This window comes from Bradyrhizobium sp. CSS354, from assembly GCF_029051725.1.
In the GTDB taxonomy this organism is placed as follows: domain Bacteria; phylum Pseudomonadota; class Alphaproteobacteria; order Rhizobiales; family Xanthobacteraceae; genus Bradyrhizobium.
Window position 1 is genome coordinate 67054 of the sequence record NZ_JAACFU010000002.1, and the last position, 19776, is coordinate 86829.

Annotated in this window: 20 protein-coding genes; 4 read left to right on the forward strand and 16 right to left on the reverse strand. The window is 64.2% G+C overall.

The window, feature by feature from the left end; all coding sequences use genetic code 11:
* Positions 1-1092 precede the first annotated feature (1092 nt).
* Entirely contained in the window at positions 1093-2307 is a 1215-nt protein-coding gene (locus GWG67_RS04075; protein ID WP_275167874.1) for a YeeE/YedE family protein, read from the forward strand.
* A gap of 31 nt (positions 2308-2338) precedes the next feature.
* Here GWG67_RS04075 and GWG67_RS04080 read toward each other — a convergent pair whose 3' ends face one another.
* Together GWG67_RS04080 and GWG67_RS04085 are read right to left on the reverse strand one after the other, a co-directional pair.
* Positions 2339-3883 (reverse strand): GMC family oxidoreductase, encoded by a 1545-nt coding sequence (locus GWG67_RS04080; protein WP_275167875.1) that lies wholly within the window; start codon positions 3881-3883, stop codon positions 2339-2341.
* 4 nt (positions 3884-3887) lie between these two features.
* Positions 3888-5438, reverse strand: coding sequence for an ABC transporter substrate-binding protein (locus GWG67_RS04085; protein WP_275167876.1), 1551 nt, complete (start codon positions 5436-5438; stop codon positions 3888-3890).
* Here GWG67_RS04085 and GWG67_RS04090 point away from each other — a divergent pair.
* Positions 5416-5619 carry a hypothetical protein gene (locus GWG67_RS04090; protein ID WP_275167877.1) on the forward strand — a complete coding sequence of 68 codons (204 nt, stop codon included), beginning with the start codon at positions 5416-5418 and terminating at the stop codon, positions 5617-5619. The two genes, GWG67_RS04085 and GWG67_RS04090, sit on opposite strands and share 23 nt — an antisense overlap.
* A 75-nt stretch (positions 5620-5694) precedes the next feature.
* Here GWG67_RS04090 and parC read toward each other — a convergent pair whose 3' ends face one another.
* The 11 genes from parC to rpoZ all read right to left on the reverse strand — a co-directional run bounded on the left by parC (position 5695) and on the right by rpoZ (position 16567).
* Positions 5695-7953, reverse strand: a complete 2259-nt coding sequence (parC, locus tag GWG67_RS04095) for a DNA topoisomerase IV subunit A (RefSeq protein ID WP_275167878.1) — start codon at positions 7951-7953, stop codon at positions 5695-5697.
* Between the two features lie 61 nt (positions 7954-8014).
* Positions 8015-8299, reverse strand: coding sequence for a hypothetical protein (locus GWG67_RS04100; protein ID WP_275167879.1), 285 nt, complete (start codon positions 8297-8299; stop codon positions 8015-8017).
* Positions 8300-8398: 99 nt separating this feature from the next.
* A complete protein-coding gene (gene recO / locus GWG67_RS04105) occupies positions 8399-9151 on the reverse strand; it encodes a DNA repair protein RecO (protein WP_275167880.1) in 753 nt (250 codons plus the stop codon).
* Between the two features lie 122 nt (positions 9152-9273).
* Complete coding sequence (locus GWG67_RS04110; RefSeq protein ID WP_275167881.1) at positions 9274-9654, reverse strand: hypothetical protein; 381 nt, start codon at positions 9652-9654, stop codon at positions 9274-9276.
* A gap of 21 nt (positions 9655-9675) precedes the next feature.
* Positions 9676-10602 (reverse strand): GTPase Era, encoded by a 927-nt coding sequence (gene era / locus GWG67_RS04115; RefSeq protein ID WP_007611165.1) that lies wholly within the window; start codon positions 10600-10602, stop codon positions 9676-9678.
* Entirely contained in the window at positions 10592-11458 is an 867-nt protein-coding gene (gene rnc / locus GWG67_RS04120; RefSeq protein ID WP_275167882.1) for a ribonuclease III, read from the reverse strand. The genes era and rnc overlap by 11 nt, the downstream gene beginning before the upstream one ends.
* Complete coding sequence (lepB, locus tag GWG67_RS04125) at positions 11455-12219, reverse strand: signal peptidase I (RefSeq protein ID WP_275167883.1); 765 nt, start codon at positions 12217-12219, stop codon at positions 11455-11457. The genes rnc and lepB overlap by 4 nt, the downstream gene beginning before the upstream one ends.
* Positions 12220-12467: 248 nt before the next feature.
* Complete coding sequence (acpS, locus tag GWG67_RS04130; RefSeq protein ID WP_007611179.1) at positions 12468-12887, reverse strand: holo-ACP synthase; 420 nt, start codon at positions 12885-12887, stop codon at positions 12468-12470.
* The gene (locus tag GWG67_RS04135; protein WP_275167884.1) at positions 12884-13636 is read right to left on the reverse strand and encodes a pyridoxine 5'-phosphate synthase; all 753 of its coding nucleotides are present in this window, start codon (positions 13634-13636) and stop codon (positions 12884-12886) included. Before GWG67_RS04135 ends, acpS begins: the two co-directional genes overlap by 4 nt.
* Positions 13637-13681: 45 nt before the next feature.
* On the reverse strand, positions 13682-15967 hold the full coding sequence (locus GWG67_RS04140) for a bifunctional (p)ppGpp synthetase/guanosine-3',5'-bis(diphosphate) 3'-pyrophosphohydrolase (protein WP_275167885.1): 2286 nt from the start codon (positions 15965-15967) through the stop codon (positions 13682-13684).
* A gap of 207 nt (positions 15968-16174) precedes the next feature.
* Positions 16175-16567, reverse strand: coding sequence for a DNA-directed RNA polymerase subunit omega (gene rpoZ, locus GWG67_RS04145; RefSeq protein ID WP_007603391.1), 393 nt, complete (start codon positions 16565-16567; stop codon positions 16175-16177).
* A gap of 329 nt (positions 16568-16896) precedes the next feature.
* Here rpoZ and GWG67_RS04150 point away from each other — a divergent pair, with 329 nt between their 5' ends.
* Both GWG67_RS04150 and GWG67_RS04155 read left to right on the forward strand, forming a co-directional pair.
* Positions 16897-17544, forward strand: coding sequence for an NYN domain-containing protein (locus GWG67_RS04150; RefSeq protein ID WP_007603390.1), 648 nt, complete (start codon positions 16897-16899; stop codon positions 17542-17544).
* Positions 17525-18199 (forward strand): uracil-DNA glycosylase, encoded by a 675-nt coding sequence (locus GWG67_RS04155; RefSeq protein WP_275167886.1) that lies wholly within the window; start codon positions 17525-17527, stop codon positions 18197-18199. Before GWG67_RS04150 ends, GWG67_RS04155 begins: the two co-directional genes overlap by 20 nt.
* Here GWG67_RS04155 and GWG67_RS04160 read toward each other — a convergent pair.
* The 3 genes from GWG67_RS04160 to mscL are packed head-to-tail and all read right to left on the reverse strand — an operon-like array spanning position 18196 to position 19770.
* Positions 18196-18789 carry a peroxiredoxin gene (locus GWG67_RS04160; protein ID WP_275167887.1) on the reverse strand — a complete coding sequence of 198 codons (594 nt, stop codon included), beginning with the start codon at positions 18787-18789 and terminating at the stop codon, positions 18196-18198. The genes GWG67_RS04155 and GWG67_RS04160 overlap by 4 nt on opposite strands.
* A gap of 4 nt (positions 18790-18793) precedes the next feature.
* Entirely contained in the window at positions 18794-19267 is a 474-nt protein-coding gene (gene smpB / locus GWG67_RS04165) for an SsrA-binding protein SmpB (RefSeq protein ID WP_275167888.1), read from the reverse strand.
* Between the two features lie 59 nt (positions 19268-19326).
* Entirely contained in the window at positions 19327-19770 is a 444-nt protein-coding gene (gene mscL, locus GWG67_RS04170; RefSeq protein ID WP_275167889.1) for a large conductance mechanosensitive channel protein MscL, read from the reverse strand.
* Between the last annotated feature and the right edge of the window lie 6 nt (positions 19771-19776).

Consider the following 19776-nt stretch of genomic DNA (forward strand, 5'->3'; position numbering starts at 1 on the left):
GGGAAACGCCGTCTGGCCCCTTGCCCAAGGCAAAATGCTGCCACAGCGAGTCCGACGAAAATGAATGAGCCGGTTAAGAACGTCCCTATGATCCGGATGGATACAGGCAAAGTTATCGAACGGAAAGTCCGCATGGGGTCATGAACCGTGGATGAGCAAGCTCGGCATCACGTCCCGTCGGGCAAAACAGACGCGACCACTTCCGGCACCCCGCTTGTCAAGCCCCACTTCACACAATATTCCACTTTACCGAAATTCGGTTTTGACGTACAAGTGACGCACCCTGGCCCGAGACAAGGGGCGGATCGCGATCGTCACGAACCGCGGGCTGGGGTGCGATGGACGCGACGGCGTCGAGTACGATCGGCATTGCAGGGCGGCTTCGGCTGTGAGCAATGGCTTTCGCGCCTACGACACGGCGCCGACAGCGTCTTCGCATGGTTTCGGGTGTGAGCACACGCCAGCACTCGAAGTCTCAGCGAAGACGTGCGCGGACGAACAAGTCGTGTGGTCCTGACGCCCGGGGTCTGTGCGTCAAGTCCTGCGGTGATGTGGCGGTCCAACCGGGCGCGCGCATCAGTCATCTGCATGGCGACGGGGGCAATAGTGCATCGCTCCCCGGGGAGAGCACGAAGGACACGTTAAAACCATCGCGCAGGGAAGGCCGGGCGATCCGGCGAACCTGTGGTCCACCCCGTGTGCATTTCTATCGCGCACGGACCTGCGGGTGCCAGCCGGCGCCCGGCCTTCCCTGCGCCCTTGTCTCACTAAGGGCGATGCGACGAAGCAAAACTCGGGCGGAACGCGCCGCGAGATCGCGAACGCTCGTCCGCTGTTTGAAACGTGGAACGGAGCGGTGGCTGGGCGAACCTCACCCTCGGTGTCGTCGCCCGGCTTGACCGGGCGACCCAGTACTCCGAGACGATCATGATCGAGAAGAGAAGCCGCGGCGTACTGGATGCCCCGGTCGACCCGGGGCATGACAGCCTTTTCCTAGCGCCATCGCATCAGTTCCAAGCTGGAAGATTGGAACGGGGAGAATTCGCCCTGGTTAGCTCCCACTGCCGAAGAAATCCTCTTTTTGGATGAGCCATGACCGATCTATCCATCGATGCACGGCTGCTTGCCCCTGACAATGACCGCCACGGCGCCAATCTCACGGTCGTCGCTGTCGCGGCGGCAATTCTTCTGGCGGGCGCGGCAGCCTTGTCAGGCACGATCTCCTGGCAACAGGGATTGTTGTTTCTTCTCGGAGGCGCACTTGGCCTGACGCTGTATCATGCGCTGTTCGGGTTCACCTCGGCCTGGCGCGTCTTCATTGTCGCGCGAAGAGGTGCCGGCCTCCGTGCGCAAATGGTCATGCTTGCGCTGGCGACGGCCCTGTTCTTTCCGGCCCTGGCGCAAGGCACGCTGTTCGGCGTTGCCGTGCATGGCGAACTCGGCGCGGTGGGCGTGGGCATGCTGACCGGGGCCTTCCTGTTCGGCCTTGGAATGCAGCTTGGCGGCGGCTGCGCGTCGGGAACGCTTTATACCGCCGGCGGCGGCAACACCCGCATGCTGGTGACCCTGGCGGCCTTCATCGCCGGATCGACGCTCGGTGCATTGCATCTGCCGTGGTGGAGCGGGCTGCCGAACATCGGCGCCGTCTCGTTGATCGAACGGCTCGGATGGTTGCCGGCGCTCGGGCTCTGCTGGGCCGTCATGGCTGCGACCTATCTCATCACCATCAGGGCCGAGATCGGCCGGCACGGCGAACTCGAGCCGGGAGCGCGGACGAAGCTGCGTGGCGCCCGCCGCTTCATGCAGGGGCCGTGGCCGCTCCTATGGGGCGCGATCCTGCTCGCGATCGGAAATTTCGCCACTTTGTATCTTGCAGGACGGCCCTGGGGCATCACCTCCGCTTTCGCGCTCTGGGGATCGAAGATACTGATGAGCCTCGGTGTCGACGTCGCGTCATGGCCCTATTGGCAGGGCGCTCGTGCCGCATCGCTGCACCAAAGCGTCTTCGCCGACATCACCTCCGTGATGGATTTCGGCATCATCCTGGGAGCGTTGCTGGCCGCAGGTCTCGCCGGAAAATTCCATCCGACATGGCGCATCTCCGCATCCTCGCTCCTCGCTGCCATTATCGGCGGCCTGCTGCTCGGCTATGGCGCCCGGCTCGCCTATGGCTGCAATATCGGCGCTTATTTCAGCGGGATCGCATCGGGCAGCCTGCATGGCTGGTGCTGGCTGGTCGCGGCTTTCGTCGGCAACATTCTGGGAACACACCTCCGACCGCTGTTCGGCCTGGCCGTCGAGCGATAGGTCTTCGTCTGCGCGCCGGCGATGCTGCCGTCTAGCGCATCATCATTCGCGCGATCGCCTCGCCAATCACCACCGTCGTGAAGTGGGTGTTGGCCCGGCAATCCGATGGCATGATCGAGGCGTCGGCGACGCGTAAGCCCGCGATGCCCTTCACCGTACCATCAGGATTGACCACGCCCTCGGCGTTCTCAAAGCCGGTCATGCGGCAGCTTCCGGCGGCATGCTGGATGTCGCCGGTCTCACGGCGCAGCAGCGCGTCGAGCTTGTGATCCGGCAAGGCCGCAGCTTGCGGCAGCGTCAGATCGGTGTCGGCGAGCCGGATCCAGTCGGCGATGCCTGATAGCTCCGGCTGGGAGGTGATCACGGCGAGCCGCCTCACCGCGTCCATCATGCGCAGCATGTCGCGGGGATCGGCCAGCATGTTCTCCTCGACGACAGGATCGATCGCAGGGGCGGTCGAGGCCAGCTTGAGCGTGCCACGCGAATAGGCGTTGAACAGCCCGGCGCCGATCGCCCCTGGCACACCGATGCCGCGGTGGTTGAAGGCGATCAGGATCATGTCGCGCTTGCCTCCGTCGGCGAGGCCCGAGGAATAGGTCACGCAGCAATTGGTGTGGCGGGTGTCCGGATCGGTCGGCCGCAGGTTTTCATGGAGCTGGATCGTGGCGCGAAACAGCGGATGGTCGAAGAAGTGCTTGCCGACCGGCAGGTCGCGCTCGACCGCGATCCCCATCGCCTTCAGCTCATCGGCGGGGCCGATGCCCGAGCGCAGCAGGATTGCCGGACTGTGGATGGCGCCGGCGCACAGCACGATCTGGCGCGCGCTGATCTCACTGGTGCCCTGCCCCTCGATGTGAACACGGAGGCCGGTCGCCCGGCCGTCGCTGATCAGCACGCGATCGACCAACGCACGCCCGCGAATGTCCAGATTGGCGCGGCCGCGCGCGGGCTCCAGGTAGCCCTCATTGGTGGTGATGCGGCGGCTGTCGCGGCTGTTGATGGGATAGCAGGCGACGCCCTCGCCGTCAGCACCGTTGACGTCGGCGCACCAGGGATAGCCGCTCGCCAGCGCTGCATCGCGCAAGCCGCGATCGATCGGCCCCCATTTTTCCGGCGGCGCGCGATAGACCGGCAGCGGTCCGCCGCGTCCGTGGCCGGCGGCGTCGCCGAATTCCAGATCATCCTCGATCACCGAGAACAACGGCATCACGTCCTTCGCCGACCAGCCGGTGCAGCCATTGGCCGCCCATTCGTCGAACGCATCGGCGACGCCGCGGATGGCGATCTGGCCGTTCATCATCGACGAGCCGCCGAGCCCCTTGCCGCGCCAGTAGAAGCGCGGCTCCTGGCCGGCCACACGGCGCGTCAGCAGATCAGGCCATTGCCATTTCTCCTGGTACTCGCGCTTGTGGATGATCGGGATGGGATTTGGCGTCCTCACCTCCCAGGGCGCCTCGTCGGCGCGCCAGTCCAGACCGGCCTCCAGCAGCAGGACGCGGCGTGCGGGATCTTCCGAGAGCCGTGCCGCAACGGCGGCGCCGGCGGAGCCGCCGCCGACAACAATGACATCGTACATCGGGCTACTTCTCAACGTTCCAGAACACCGGGATGGCGGACGGTATCAGACCGCGCAAACTGGCGCGAGAGGCGGCAGGCTGTGCGAACTGGCCCCACGGTATAGCGGGTGCCTGATCGTACATGACGGCCTGGATCTCGCCTGCTATCTTCTTGCGATCCTCCTCGGCGGGCGCCTTGGCAAAGGCCTCCATCAGCGGCGTGATGCGCGCGTCGCACTGCCAGCCGGTGAAGTCGGCGCAATTGAAGGCGACCATGACGTTGGTCAAGGGCGAACCGAGATCGAAACCGCCGGCATGGACGCCATAGACGCTCCAGCCCTCCTTCTTGGCGCGGCGCGCCAGCACGCTCGCCCAGTCCATCACCTGGAGATCGACGGTGAAGCCGGCCTGCTTCAGCCGCTCCGCCAGCACCTGCGCCGAGACGCGCGGAGCTTCAAGATCGTTGGCCTCCATCACCACGACAGGCTCACCGGCGTATTTCGTCGCCTTCAGCGCGGCCCTTGCCGCCTCGATCGATGGACTGACCGCGGCGTCAGTCCCGGCCTTGCTGTCATAGGTGGTGCCGCAGGTGAAGTACGTCGCGCAAGGTGCCGCGTATTTGGCGTCCAGGCCGAGTGCGTCCAGCACTTCGCGCTGATCGACCAGCTTCCACAACACGCGTCTGATCGCGGGATCGTCGAACGGCTTTGATGCGGCATTGAGGCGATAAGCTCCGGCGAACATGTTGCCGCCGGTGAAATTGACCAGCTTCACCCGTGAGTTCTTCTCCATGGTCGGCAGCAGATCGAACGGCGCGTATTGCATGAAATCGACTTCGCCGGCCTGCAGCGCGGAGGCTGCAGTCGCGCCATCTGGAATGACGCGGATCTCGAGCGTATCGAGGTTGACGCGCTTGCCGCCGGCGAGGAAGTCGGCAGGCTCGGGACGCGGCACATAGTCGGCGAACTTCTTCAGGACCATGCGATCGCCGGTGCGGTGACCGGCCTTGCTGTAGACGAACGGGCCGGAGCCGACGATCTCGGTGATGCGCTGGTCGCCGGGCGTTTTGGCAATGCGCTCAGGCATCATGAAGGCGACCGGGCTGACGGGATTGCCGAGTGCGTCGATGACGAGACCAGACGGCTCCTTCAGCGTCAGCACGAAGGTTTTTGCGTCGGTCGGTTCGAGCGAGGCCGTGATCGCGAAGATGCGGCGGCCGAGCGCACTGCGGGTGCCCCAGCGCCGCAGCGAAGCGACGCAATCGGCGGCGGTGACCGGCTGGACGTCATGCCATTTCAGGCCATCGCGCAGCGTGAAACTGTAGGTCAAACCGTCGGCGGAGACCTTCCAGTCCTGCACCATCTGCGGCTTGATCTCGCCTTTGGAATCCTTCGCAAACAGCGTGTCGAACACCATGTAGCCGAACGTGCGCGAAATATAGGCCGTGGAGAAATGCGGATCGAGCGTGACGATCTCCGCCTCGAGCACCGCGACGAGATTGCCTGCCGCATGCGCCTGCGCCGCGGTCAGCGCCAAGGCGAGCAGCGCTGGAATGAAAGCCTTCAGTTTGGACATTGGTGCCTTTGCCGTTTTGACTGAAACGTTTGCAGTCGCCAGGAAAAAGCAATGTTCGTGCCCGTTCGATGAAAGCACTCATGCGCACACGGCTATCTGCCGCGCGTTTGCGCGCCACACCCTCACTGTCATCGCCCGGCTTGACCGGGCGATCCAGTATTCCAGAAAAAGCTATGATTGAGCCGAGAAGTCGCGGCGTACTGGATGCCCCGCCTACGCGGGGCATGACACTATCGATATGGCAACGGCCCGCGGACTACCCGATCACCCTGCCGAACTTGTTCGACTTCGGGAATCCCTTCGGCGGCAGACGGCCGGCGTCGGCGCGGGAGCCTTTCCACTCGGCGAGCTCCTTCATGGTCGCAGAGAATTCGCGTCCTGCGGAGTCTTTCCAGGTCAGGCCCGTTTTTGCGTCGAACACGGCAATGTCGGAGAGGCCGCCGTCCTTGTACTTCTGCAAGCGAACGCCGCGGCCGCGGGCCATCTCCGGTACCTGGTCGAGCGGGAACACAAGCATCTTGCGGTTCTCGCCGATGACCGCGACGGTATCGCCGAGCACTTCGGTGACCGTGCGCGCCTCGTTCGGCATGTCGACGTTGAGGACCTGCTTGCCCTTCTTGGTGGTACCGACGCAATCGTCCTCGTTGACCACAAAGCCCTGGCCCTCGTGGCTGGCGACCAGGAATTTGCGTCCGCCCTTGTTGACGAACAGCGTGACCGGCGCGGCCTCCGGCTCGAGATCGATGAACTGGCGGATCGGCTCGCCATGACCGCGGCCGCCCGGAAGTTTTGCGACATCGAGCGAGTAGAACTTTCCGTTGGTGGCGAACAGCAGCAGCTTCGAGGTCGTTTCCGCGAAGAACGCGAACCCGAGCTTGTCGTCCTGCTTGAAAGCCAGCCCCGAGAGATCCTCGACGTGGCCCTTGAGGGTGCGGATCCAGCCCTTGTCGGAGACCACGACCGTCACCGGCTCGCGCTCGACCAGGGCCTCCTCGATCGCGGCGAGATCGTGTTCGGGCGCGTCGGCAAAGGTGGTGCGGCGCTTGCCGAGCGGGGTCTTCGGTCCGAACATGTCGCGGACCTTGCCGACCTGCTCGCCGACCTTCTTCCACTGCTCGGGCTCGGACGCCAGCAGTCCCTCGATGCCCTTCAGCTCCTTGCGAAGATCCTTGTCCTCGCTGCGGATCTCCATCTCCTCGAGCTTGCGCAGGCTTCGCAGCCGCATGTTGAGGATGGCTTCGGCCTGCACCTCGGTGAGCTTGAACGCCTTGATCAGCGCCGGCTTCGGCTCGTCCTCATTGCGGATGATCCTGATCACCTCGTCGATGTTCAGATAGGCAATCAGCAAGCCGCCGAGAATCTCCAGACGGCGCTCGATTTCGGCCTTGCGATGATTGGTGCGACGGATCAGCACGTCGCGCAGATGGTCGAGCCATTCGCGCAAGCATTCCGCGAGCCCCACGACCTTGGGAATGCGGCCCTTGATCAGCACGTTGAGGTTCAGCGGAATCTTGTTTTCGAGCTCGGTCAGCCGGAACAGCGATTCCATCATCAGCGCGGGATCGACGTTCTTCGACTTCGGCTCGATCACGATACGGACGTCTTCGGCCGACTCGTCCCTGATATCGCCGACCAGCGGCAGCTTCTTCTGGTCCAGCAGCTCGGCAATCTTCTCGATCAACCGCGACTTCTGCACCAGAAAGGGTATCTCCGTGACGACGACGACCCAGGTGCCGCGCGCGCCCTCTTCTTGCTCCCATCGGGAGCGGACGCGGAACGAGCCGCGGCCGGTGGTGTAGGCTTCAGCGATCGCCTGCTTGGAATCGACGCAGATCCCGCCGGTCGGGAAATCCGGACCTTTGACCCATTTCAGCAGCGCCTTGGATTTTGCGTCGGGCTTCTCGATCAGATGCAGCGCGGCGTCGCAGAGCTCGGCGGCGTTGTGCGGCGGGATCGATGTCGCCATGCCGACTGCGATACCTTGCGCACCATTGGCGAGCAGGTTCGGGAAGCCACCGGGCAGGACGATCGGCTCTTTCGACTGGCCATCGTAATTGGGGCGGAATTCGACCCCGTCCTCATCGATGCCGTCGAGCAGAAGCCGCGCGACGTCGGTCATGCGCGCTTCGGTGTAGCGGTAGGCGGCGGGATTATCGCCGTCGATATTGCCGAAATTGCCCTGGCCGTCGACCAGCGGGTATCGCGAGGAGAAATCCTGCGCCAGGCGCACCATGGCGTCGTAGATCGCCTGGTCGCCGTGCGGATGGAACGAGCCCATCACGTCGCCGACGATTTTGGCGGATTTCTTGAACGCCGTGCCTGGATCGAGCCGGAGCAGGCGCATGCCGTAGAGGATGCGCCGGTGCACCGGCTTCAGGCCGTCGCGCGCATCGGGCAGCGCGCGGTGCATGATGGTGGAGAGCGCGTACGCAAGATAGCGCTCTTCCAGCGCCTCACGCAGCGGCACCTCGTGAATTTCGGCCGGTTCCTCCGGCGGAATCAATCGTTTTCCCATGCCGCCCGGTTAAACCGTGGAAGCGAATCGGGCAAGGATCGATTGGTTCCCTGTAGGCGGCCTACTGGCCGGCCCAGCCTGCGGTGAAGGTCTGGGTGGGTGGCGCGGCTTTAGCCTGCGTGGTGGCCGGGGCATTGGTCAGGCACCGCCGGGCCGTTTCGATCTCGGCCTCCGTCGCGCCCTTGGACCTCGCCCATGCCTCTGCGGCTGCAGCGGAATATTTGGCCACATAGAATCTGACGACGGTACAGGAGGCACGGCGAAAGACGCCCGGCTGCTCACCCGCGAGGGCGTCCGGCGCCAGCGCGATCAGCGCTGCCGATATCACAAGTCCCTTGATCAGCATCAGGATATCCCCGGTTGGAACCCGGGGGGCAAGTCAGGGAAACCCGGTTTCGTTCCACGGCGGACCGACATATTGCGACAATGCAGAGCGGCGTCAGGCTCATGGCGCGGGCATTGTGGCCTTTGCCTGCTGTCGAATCAGCGCGTTGATGAAGCCTGCCCGCGCGTCGGAATGGCCCTGCCCGCGCGGCTCCAGCACGTGGCGCAGCAGGAAAAGGCCGGTCAGTCGAAAGCCGTCCTGGAGATCCTCGTCGGTGAGGTCGCCGTGCACCTCGCCCTGGCGCAGGAATGGCGGCAGCCGCAACAGGCGGTCGCGCCACGGTTCGCCCGCCCCGCGCGACACCGCTCCGCCGGATTTGGGCGAGACGTAGATCAGGTCGTTGGTTTCTCCGGTCACGGCGCAGTTTTCCAGCGCCAGCCCGAAGCCGAGCTCGGTAAGCATCGCCAGCTCGAAATGGATCACGTGTACGGCGGCGCTGCCGATGTCGTCGAAATCGTCCAGCGAATGTTCGAGCAGCGCCAGGAGGTTTTCGTGCGGATCGCGCTCCGGCAGCAACCGCGCAATCGAGGCGAGATGGGTGATGCCGTAGACGCCGTGGGATGATCCCAGCAGCGTCGCCGCCCGCAGCTTGAGGCCCTCGATGGCATAGGTGCCGAGATGTTCGTCGAGCCGCGCCCGCCACACCACGCTGAGGCTGTTGCCGGGCTGCAGCAGCGGCCGCATCCGCGAGCCGGCGCCGCCGCGGACAAGACCGAGATGGCGGCCGTGCGCGCGGGTCAGCAGCTCGACGATAGCGCTGCTCTCGCCATGCCGCCGCACCCCCAGCACGATGCCTTCGTCGGTCCATTCCATGGGTGAAGTCTAGCGGATTCCGGTCGTCAATCGTAGGGCGGATTGGCCGAAGGCGTCATTCGCCAATCGCGCGTGCACTCCTGGATGGCGGATTACGCGCCGCCAATCGACCCAACGCGGCCTTACGCATTGAACCAACCCTGCGCGTCGCCGCGAAACGAGAAATACAGCCCCATCGCCGTCAGCACGCAGGAGACGATCTCGATGGCGCTGTCGAGTTCCATGCCCTTCTGGCCGATGATCTGGCCGAGCGAGATCACCGACAGCACGAGCGCTGCCGCCAGCACCCAGCGCGGCCAGTTCTTGCGCCCGTGCGCGGCCAGCCTGACGAAATAGACCAGCAGCAGGATCATGCCGCCGGCAAACAGCATCGACGTCATGATCATCTGCTCGGTCATCTCGGCAGTGGGCGTGCGGTCCTGCACCGCCACCGACAGGGCATCAAGCATCAACGATGCATAGAGCAACGCTTCGAAGCGCCGTACGTTGCTGGGTACGCTCATCGCTGACCGATCTTTTCTTGGTTATTCTTTGGGAAATTCCAGGCCCATCTCGCGGTAGCGATCAGGATCGTCGCTCCAGTTCTCGCGCACCTTGACGAACAGGAACAGGTGCACCGGCACGCCCAGGATCTCGCCGATCTCCTTGCGCGAGTCCGCGCCGATCGACTTGATGGTGGCGCCGCCCGCGCCGAGCACGATCTTGCGCTGGCTTTCGCGCTCGACGAAAATCGTCTGCTCGATGCGCACTGACTTGTCCTTGCGCTCCTCCCACTTATCGGTCTCGACGGTGGACTGGTAGGGCAATTCCTGGTGCAGCTTGCGAAAGATCTTCTCGCGGGTGATCTCGGCCGCAAGCTGCCGCATCGGCGCGTCCGACATCTGGTCTTCGGGATAGAGGAACGGACCCGGCGGCACGATCTCGGCCAGTGTATGCCTGAGGTCGTCGACGCCGTCGCCGGAGATCGCCGCGATCATAAAGGTCTTTGCGAACGCCATGCGCTCGTTGGCGGCCTGCGCCAGCGCCAGCAGCTTCTCGCGCTGCACCAGGTCGACCTTGTTGATGACCAAAATCTTCTCGTGCTTGACGCTGGCGACCTTGGTGAGGATCGCCTCGGCTTCCTCGTCGATGCCGGCCTTGGCATCCAGCAGCACGCAGACGAGATCGGCATCATGCGCGCCGCTCCAGGCGGTCGAGACCATGGCGCGGTCGAGCCGGCGCTTGGGCAGGAAGATGCCGGGCGTATCGACCAGGATGATCTGCGCGTTGTTCTCGATCACGATGCCGCGGATCAGCGCGCGCGTGGTCTGCACCTTGCGCGACACGATCGTGACCTTGGCCCCGACCAGCGCGTTGACCAGCGTGGATTTGCCGACGTTGGGCGCGCCGATCAGCGCGACGAAGCCGCAGCGCGTCGCAGTGGGCGCCTCGCCGCTTGCTTCAACCGTCATTGCCGCCGCCAACGCCTTCACGTTCGATCATCACTGAAGCTGCCACCTTCTCTGCCGCGCGCTTGCTGCCGCCAATGCCTTCCGCCGGAGCGAGTCCCGGCAGGTCGACCGCGACGCGGAATTGCGGATCGTGATGCGGGCCGGTGCGCTCGACCTCGCGGTAAACCGGCGTCGGCAATCCCTTGCCCTGCGCCCATTCCTGGAGAACGGTCTTGGGATCGCGCAACGGACGCCGCGGCTTGTGCATGCGCTCGGTCCAGTTGCGCTTGACGAAGTCGGCCGCCGCCGCGTAGCCGCCGTCGAGGAAGACGGCGCCGATGACAGCCTCGCAGATGTCGCCGAGCACGCTCTTGCGCAGGCGCGCGTCGGCGCTGGAGCCGACCGAGCCGAGCTTGATGTCGTCGAGCAGACCGAGCGACTTGGCGACATCGGCGCAGCTCTCTTTGCGCACCAGTTCGGCAAGTCGCTTGGACAGCTCGCCTTCGTCGGCGTTCGGGAAGGTGTGATAGAGCATGTCGGAGACGACGAGCCCGAGCACGTGGTCGCCGAGGAATTCCAGCCGCTGATAGCTGTCGCCGCGCTTGCGCCCGGACTTCAGCGCGGAGACATGCGTGATGCCTTGCATCAAGAGGTTCGGATCGGCAAAGCTGTAGCCGATGCGTGCCTCGAGCCCCGCATTCGCATCCGAGCCCCTGGCCTTGCTGCTCCGCACCCGCTTCTTCTTTGCAGGCGCCTTGTTTTCAGGAGTCTTGATCTCAAGGGTCTTGTTCTCAAGACTCTTGGTCGCAGCTTCGCCGTCGGGGCCCGCTTGCGCCTCGGTCGGCAGGGTCGCGATGTCCTTGGCTTCGTCTTTCATCGGACGATTTTGAAGAAGCGATTCCAGCGCACCGCCCAGGGCCAGCGCCAGAACATCCAGGCATGCTCGCCTTCGGCGATCGAGAAGAAGATCATCTGGGCGCGCCCGATCAAATTCTCCTGGGGCACGTAGCCGACCTGACCGAGGAAGCGGCTGTCGGTGGAGTTGTCGCGGTTGTCGCCCATCATGAAGAAGTGGCCGGTCGGCACGGTGTAGACGTTGGTGTTGTCGACGTAGCCGTTATCGGCGCAGTCCAGCGTCTCGTAGGACACGCCGTTAGGGAGCGTTTCCTTCCAGCGCTTCACCCGAGAGACGCCGCTGCCTTCAGCGCCGCAGGGGTCCTCGCCGACAAATTCGCTCATGCGCTGCCGCTCGACCGGCGCGTCGTTGATGTAGAGCAGACCGTCCCGCATCTGGATGCGGTCGCCGGGAAGGCCGATCACGCGCTTGATGTAGTCGGTGGAATCGTCCTTCGGCAGGCGGAATACGACGATGTCGCCGCGGTTCGGGTCCGAGCCCCAGATTCGCCCCGAGAACAGCGGCGGCGAGAACGGGATCGAGTAGTGGCTGTAGCCGTAGGAATATTTCGAGACGAACAGATAGTCGCCGACCAGCAGTGTCGCCTTCATCGAGCCGGATGGGATGTTGAACGGCTGAAACAGGAAGGTGCGGATCACCAGCGCGATCAGGAGAGCGTGGATGACGACCCGGATCGTTTCGCCGACGCCGCTCTCAGTTTTCGTTCCTGAAGTCACGCTCATTGCTCTCTCAATTCCGGCGGGCGGTCACAGCGCGCCCTCCTCCCGCGAACAGCCCATCGCTCGCGGCCCAAGGAGATTGTCCTGATTCTGATAATGAGGGCCAATTCCGGCGTAAAGCCGAATTCGCCCAGCCTGATTTGCGTCCGCGGACTTTTAGACGGTTGTCGGAGGCCACGCAATCAAGGATCGCATCAAAACTGCATAAGCGATTGATTTTGAATGCGAATTATAAAATGATCGGTGCGCCTTCAGGGTTTGGCCAGCGGCACGGCGGAAATGATGACGAAGGCCTGTGCCAACGGCCAGTCATCGGTGATCGACAGGTCGATCTGCGCCGCGAACCCCTCGGGCGTCAGGGCCTGGAGCCGGGCCAGCGCCCCGCCCGTCAATTGCATGGTTGGCCGCCCTCCCGGCAGGTTGACCACCCCCATGTCGCGCCACCACACGCCGCGCCTTATGCCGGTGCCGAGTGCCTTGGAGCAGGCCTCCTTGGCGGCGAAGCGTTTGGCGTAGGTTGCCACCACCATCTTCTCGTTCTTGGCGCGCCGCTCCGCCTTGGCCCGCTCGGCCGCCGTGAAGATGCGGTCGAGGAAGCGCTCGCCATGGCGGTCGATCACCTTGCCGACCCGGGTGATGTCGATCAGATCGGAGCCGATGCCGATGATCATGCCCGGCTCCGGCCGCGGTCCATCGCCGCGCGCATGCTGCGCACCGTCTCGGCGAGACCGACGAACAGGGCTTCGCCGATCATGTAGTACCCGATGTTGAGCTCCATGATCTCAGACAAGGCTGCGATCGTCTCCGCCGTCGCGTAGTCCAGCCCGTGTCCGGCGTGAACCTCCAGCCCCGCTTCCTTCGCCAGCTTCGCCCCCGCCACGATCCGCCGCCATTCGGCCTCGGCCTTGTCGGCGGGGCCGTCGACGACAGCGTCGCACCAGGCGCCGGTGTGGATCTCGATCACGGGCGCGCGCAGCCGCGCCGCCATTTCGATCTGGGCGGGATCGGCAGCAATGAACAGCGACACCCGGATGCCGGCATCGTTCAGCCGCGCGATATAGGGCGCCAGCGCATTGTGCTGGCCGACGGCGTCGAGCCCGCCTTCGGTCGTCACCTCCTGGCGGCGCTCCGGCACGAGGCACACCGCGTGCGGTCTAGTGGCGAGCGAAATGCGCATCATGTCGTCGGTCGCCGCCATCTCGAAATTGAGCGGCTTGGAGATCTCGGCTTTCAGCCGCGCCATGTCCTCGTCGCCGATGTGCCGGCGATCCTCACGCAAATGAGCGGTGATGCCGTCGGCACCGGCCTCGATCGCCAGCAGCGCCGCGCGCACCGGATCGGGGTTGCGGCCGCCGCGCGCGTTACGCAGGGTCGCGACATGGTCGACATTGACGCCGAGGCGGAGCGGAGGTGCAGGCATTTCAGGACTCACGGAATCATAGGAATAGACCAAGACGGGAGGCGTCTATCCATTAACACGTTCGGCGCGGGCGACGACCGCCTTCGCGCGCAGCTGGGCCAGGATCGCGCTCAAATGCTTGAGATCGTAGACTTCGAGATCGATCGTCGTCTCCGTGAAATCCGGTGAGCGGCGCTGCATGCTGATGTTGTCGATGTTGCCGTCGTGCTCGGCGATCACGGTCGCGATCTGCGCCAGCGCGCCGGGCTCGTTGACGTTCTCGACCTTGATACGGGCCGGAAAGCGCTGCGGCGCGGAGTCCTCGATGTCCCAGCGCACGTCGAGCCAGCGCTCCGGCTCCTCCTCGAAATCCTTCAGGGCCGGCGCCTGGATCGGGTAGATGGTGATGCCCTCGCCCGGCGTGACGATGCCGACGATGCGGTCACCGGGCACCGCGCCGCCGTTCGGCGCGAACTTCACCGGCAGGTCGGAATTGATGCCGCGGATCGGGATCGCGACCGGGCTGCGCGGCGGTTCGGACGACTTCTCCTTGAGCTTGGCGGCAAGCCCCTTCTTGACGCCGTAGCGCGCGATGCGCTCCTCCTTGTAGTCGGGATACATCGCACGCGCGACGTGAGAGGCCTTGATCTCGCCGCGCCCCACAGCCGCCATCACGTCCTCGATCGAGGTCCGCGCGAGCCGCGGCAGCGCGCCCTTGAGCTTGTCGTCGGCATATTCGATCTTGGCGCGCTCGAACAGGCGCTCGACGATCCGTCGGCCGAGACCGACATATTGATCGCGCACCGCGGTCCTGGTGGCGCGGCGGATCGCGGCGCGCGCCTTTCCGGTGACCGCGAGTGTTTCCCATGCGGACGGCGGCGCCGCTTGCGCTTCCGAGGTCAGCACCTCGACTTCGTCGCCGTTCTGGAGCTCCGATGACAGCGGCGCAAACTGGCCGTTGATCTTGCAGCCGACCGCGCTGTTGCCGACGTCGGTGTGTACGGCATAGGCGAAGTCGATCACGTTGGCGTGGCGCGGCAGCGCGATCAGCTTGCCCTTCGGGGTAAAGCAGAACACCTGGTCGTGAAACAGCTCGAGCTTGGTGTGCTCGAGGAATTCCTCGGGGTTGGCGCTCTCCGAGAGGATGCCGATGGTGTGGCGCAACCAGGCGAACGCATTGGACTCGCGCTTGAGGAATTCGGTCGGCGAGCCCACGCCTTCCTTGTAGAACACGTGCGCGGCGATGCCGCGCTCGGCGATCTGGTCCATCGCCTCGGTGCGGATCTGCAACTCGACGCGCTGGTTGCCGGGGCCGATCACGGTGGTGTGGATCGAGCGATAATCGTTCTGCTTCGGCGTCGAGATGTAGTCCTTGAACCGCCCGGGCACGACCGGCCAGTTGGTGTGGACGATGCCGAGCGCGCGATAGCAGGCTTCGATATCGTTGACGACGACGCGGAAGCCGAAGATGTCGGACAATTGCTCGAAGCCGACCGACTTGCGCTCCATCTTGGTCCAGATCGAAAATGGCTTCTTGCGGCGGCCATAGACCCGCGCCCCAAGACCCCGGTGGCGCAGATTGTTGGAGAGCTGGTCCTCGATTTCGCCGATCAGATTGCGGTTGCGCTCCGCCAGCGCATCGAGCCGCTGCATCACCACCGAATAGGCTTCCGGGTCGAGGGTCCGGAACGACAGGTCCTCCAGCTCCTCGCGCATCTCCTGCATGCCCATGCGCCCTGCCAGCGGCGCATAGATGTCCAGCGTCTCCTCGGCAATGCGCCGTCGCGATTCCGTCGGCACGAAGTCCAGCGTGCGCATGTTGTGCAGGCGATCGGCGAGCTTCACCAGGAGCACGCGAACGTCGTCGGCAATCGCCAGCAACAATTTGCGCAGATTTTCGGCCTGCTTGGCCTCCCGCGACACCAGCTCCAGCCGCTTCAGCTTGGTCAGGCCCTCGACCAGCGCGCCGATCTCGGGCCCGAAGATCTGGTCGATCTCGGCCCGCGTCGCTTCGGTGTCCTCGATCGTGTCGTGGAGCAGCGCAGCCACGATGGTGGCGTCGTCGAGCTTCAGGTCGGTCAGAATCGCCGCCACTTCGAGCGGATGGGAGAAGTACGGGTCGCCCGAGGCGCGGGTCTGCGAGCCATGCGCTTTCATGGCGTAGACATAGGCGCGGTTCAGCAAATCTTCGTCGGTGTTGGGATTGTAGGACCTGACGCGCTCGACGAGGTCATATTGACGCATCATGCGGGCGCGAGGCTTCGCCGGGCGTGCCACCGGCGCAGTCGGGGCCACGGCAACCGATTCGGTTGCGGCCTGCATCTGCGCTGGTGTGCGGCGTCGATATACCATGCCGTCCTGCCTTCAAACGGGCCACGACACAGCCCGTTGTATACATCTTAGCTCCGATCGCGCGCGTGTCCGATCAATTCAGTGACAGGGACAGGCGCGAACCGACGACGCTATGGTAACCACGAAAACGCCAACAAAAGCAAAGGCCCGAACGACGGTTCGGGCCTTATCAGATCACAAAGAAGTCGATGAGCGCGACGGGACGATTTACTCGTCTTCCTCGGGCTGCTCCTCGGGCGGCGCGAGGCCTTCGAGACCCTTCAGGAGCTCTTCTTCCGTCATGCGCTCCACGGCGACTTCGGTATCGTCTGCATCCACGCTTGCACCGGCGGAACCGATCAGCGGCACAGTGTCCGGCTCGGGCTCGTCGACCTCGACGAACTTCTGCAGCGAATGCACCAGCTCCTCGCGGAGGTCCTCCGGCGAAATGGTGGTCTCTGCAATTTCGCGCAAAGACACAACAGGGTTCTTGTCGTTATCGCGGTCAACCGTTAGTTGTGAACCAGACGAAATCATGCGGGCACGGTGGGCGGCCAGCAGGACCAGGTCAAACCGGTTGTCGACCTTGTCGATACAATCTTCTACGGTGACGCGAGCCATCGACTGTCGCTCCGTTGTGGGTGGGACGAAATATGTGGATGAATGCCGCTAGTTATAGGGGCCGGGAGGGTTTCGCAAGGCCAATTTGTGATTTGGCCTCGCCAAACGGCTCTGCTACCCCCACATTGGGGCTGGGATGGGTGGTTTCCCGGGTTGTTGGCGACGGCAGCGCCGGGTCTATGCAAGTTGGCCATAACTATACCTTGATTGCCCCGACTTCTCCGGATTTGCGGTTTCGACGGGTTTCGGCGGGACTTTAGAAGTGCGCGGCTTGCTGTCGCCGCGCCAACAATAAACGATCAATCACGAACTCTACGCGAGCAAACTGAATGTCACCTTCCTCTACCGACAAGATCGCGCTCTTCATCGATGGAGCCAATCTCTACGCGACGGCGAAAACTCTGGGCTTCGACATCGATTACAAGCGCCTGCTGAAGGAGTTTCAGAGCCGCGGGACGCTACTTAGGGCGTTCTACTACACCGCGATCATCGAGGATCAGGAGTACTCCTCGATCCGGCCGCTGATCGACTGGCTCGACTACAACGGCTACACCGTGGTCACCAAGGCGACCAAGGAGTTCATCGACGCCTCCGGCCGCCGCAAGGTCAAGGGCAACATGGACATCGAGCTCGCCGTGAACGCCATGGAGCTCGCCGAGCACATCGACCAGATGGTGCTGTTCTCGGGTGACGGCGACTTCCGCTCCTTGGTCGAAGCCGTTCAGCGCCGCGGCGTGCGGGTCACCGTGATTTCCACAATCGCAAGCCAGCCGCCGATGATCGCCGACGAGCTGCGCCGCCAGGCCGACGTCTTCACCGACCTCGTCGAGCTGCAGTCCAAGCTCGGCCGCGACCCGTCCGAACGCCCCGCCCCTCGTGACCGCGGCGACCGCGAGGCGCGCCACCACGCCCCGCAGTTCCTCCAGCGCGCGACCACGATGGCGCCGGCGAGGGGCGATGACGACTTCGAGGAGTGAGGCGGCCCGGTCAAGCCGCCAGCCTCTCAGCCTCGTCCCCGACCGTGACTGTCCGCTCTGTCCGCGCCTGGTCGCCTTTCGCGAGGCGAACCGCGCGCGCGAGCCCTTGTGGCACAATGCACCGGTTGCGCCTTTCGGCGACATCAAGGCGCGCCTGCTGATCGTCGGCCTTGCGCCGGGGATGCAGGGCGCCAACCGCACCGGCCGTCCCTTCACCGGCGATTATGCCGGCGACCTGCTCTACGCCACGCTGCTCGAATACGGCTTCGCCAAGGGCCAATATCAGGCGCGTCCCGACGACGGCCTGAAGCTGGTCGACTGTCGGATCGCCAATGCGGTGCATTGCGTGCCGCCGCAGAACAAGCCGCTGCCGATCGAGATCAACACCTGCCGGAAGTTTCTCGCGGCGAATCTCGCAACGATGCCGAACCTGCGCGCGATCGTCGCCCTCGGGCGCATTGCGCACGATACCGTGCTCAAGCCGCTGAACCTGAAGGGATCGCAAGCCCCCTTCGGCCACGGCGCCGTGCATCAGGCCGGCGCATTCAGGCTCTACGACAGCTATCACTGCTCCCGCTACAACACGAACACCCGCGTGCTGACGCCGGACATGTTCCGCTCCGTGTTCGCGAAGGTGAAGGCCGACCTCGACTAATCCTTAGACAAGCCCTTGGCCGGATTGGCCTTCAGCCAGTCCAGGACATCGCCGGCGTTCCGGTCGGGCGGAAACACCGGATAGAACACATGCGTGATCCTGGCGTCGTCGACGATCAGCGCAAGGCGCTTGATCAGCGTCAGGCCCGCGACGTCCATCGTCGGCAAATTCAGGGCGCTCGTAAGCGCCAGCTTCTCGTCCGAGAGCACCGGGAACGGCAGATGCAGCCGCGAGGCCATCTCGGTCTGGTACGCGTTGCTTTGGGTCGAGAGGCCGTACACCTGCGCGGCGCCGGCGGCCTTCAGCTCGGCGAACAGATCGCGAAATGCGCAAGTCTGCGGCGTGCAGCCGCGCGCGCCCGGGATCATGTCCCAATCATCGACCAGCGCGATCTTGCCGGGCTCGCCGGTACGCGGATAGGCGAACACCACGGTCCGGCCACGCAGCGCCGACAGCGCGACTGACGTGTCGTCGGTGGCGAGCAGGCTGACCGGCGGCAGCGTCATTCCTTTCAGGTGCGCGGCTCCGCCGTCGTCCGCTGGTGCGGGAATCCGGGTCCAATCAACCTCGAGCAGGTTTCTCTGAGTCATCCCGCTATCCCCTCGCCCGCATCAGGCGGCCCTTCTCCCGGCTCCAGTCGCGCTTCTTCTCGGACTCGCGCTTGTCGTGCAGCTTCTTGCCTTTTGCAACCGCGAGCTGCAATTTGGCGCGACCACGCTCGTTGAAGTAAAGCTTGAGCGGGATCAGCGTCATGCCTTCGCGGTCGACCGCACCCATCAGCTTGTTGATCTGCTTGCGATGCAGCAGCAGTTTTCGCGGCCGCTTGGGCTCGTGATTGAAGCGGTTGCCCTGGAGATATTCGGGAATGGTGGCGTTGATCAGCCAGATCTCGCCGTCCTTGGAATCGGCGTAGGATTCCGCGATGGTGCTCTTGCCGCCGCGGATCGACTTGACCTCGGTGCCGGTCAACGCAATGCCGACCTCGATCGTATCCTCGATCGCATAGTTGAAGCGGGCCTTACGGTTTTCCGCCATGACCTTGATCGGACGTTCGTTCTTGTCGGCCATGGATGACAAACCTGATCGGGATGCGCGAGGACGCTAACAGTTTGGATGAAGCGCGCGCGTCAAGACTTCTTGAGGAGATCGCGGATCTCGGTCAGCAGCTCGACCTCGGCCGACGGCTTTGGTGGAGCGGCAGGCTGCGCCTCGTCCTTGCGCTTCAACTTGTTCATGGCACGGATCACCAGGAACAGCACGAAGGCAATGATGATGAAGTTGATTGTCAGCGTGAGGAAGTTGCCCCAAGCCAAAACGGCGCCCTGCTTTTTCGCGTCCGCGAGATTTGCGGCGGTGACCTTGCCCGAAAGCGGCGTGAAGTAGTTCGAGAAATCGAGGCCGCCGGTCGCTGCGCCGATGATCGGCATGATCACGTCGCCCACCAGTGACGTCACGATGGCGCCGAAGGCCGCGCCGATGATGACGCCGACTGCGAGGTCGACGACGTTGCCCTTCATGGCGAACTCGCGGAACTCCGTGAGCATCCGCGTGCCTCTTGCCTCAATCGCCATGAAAGC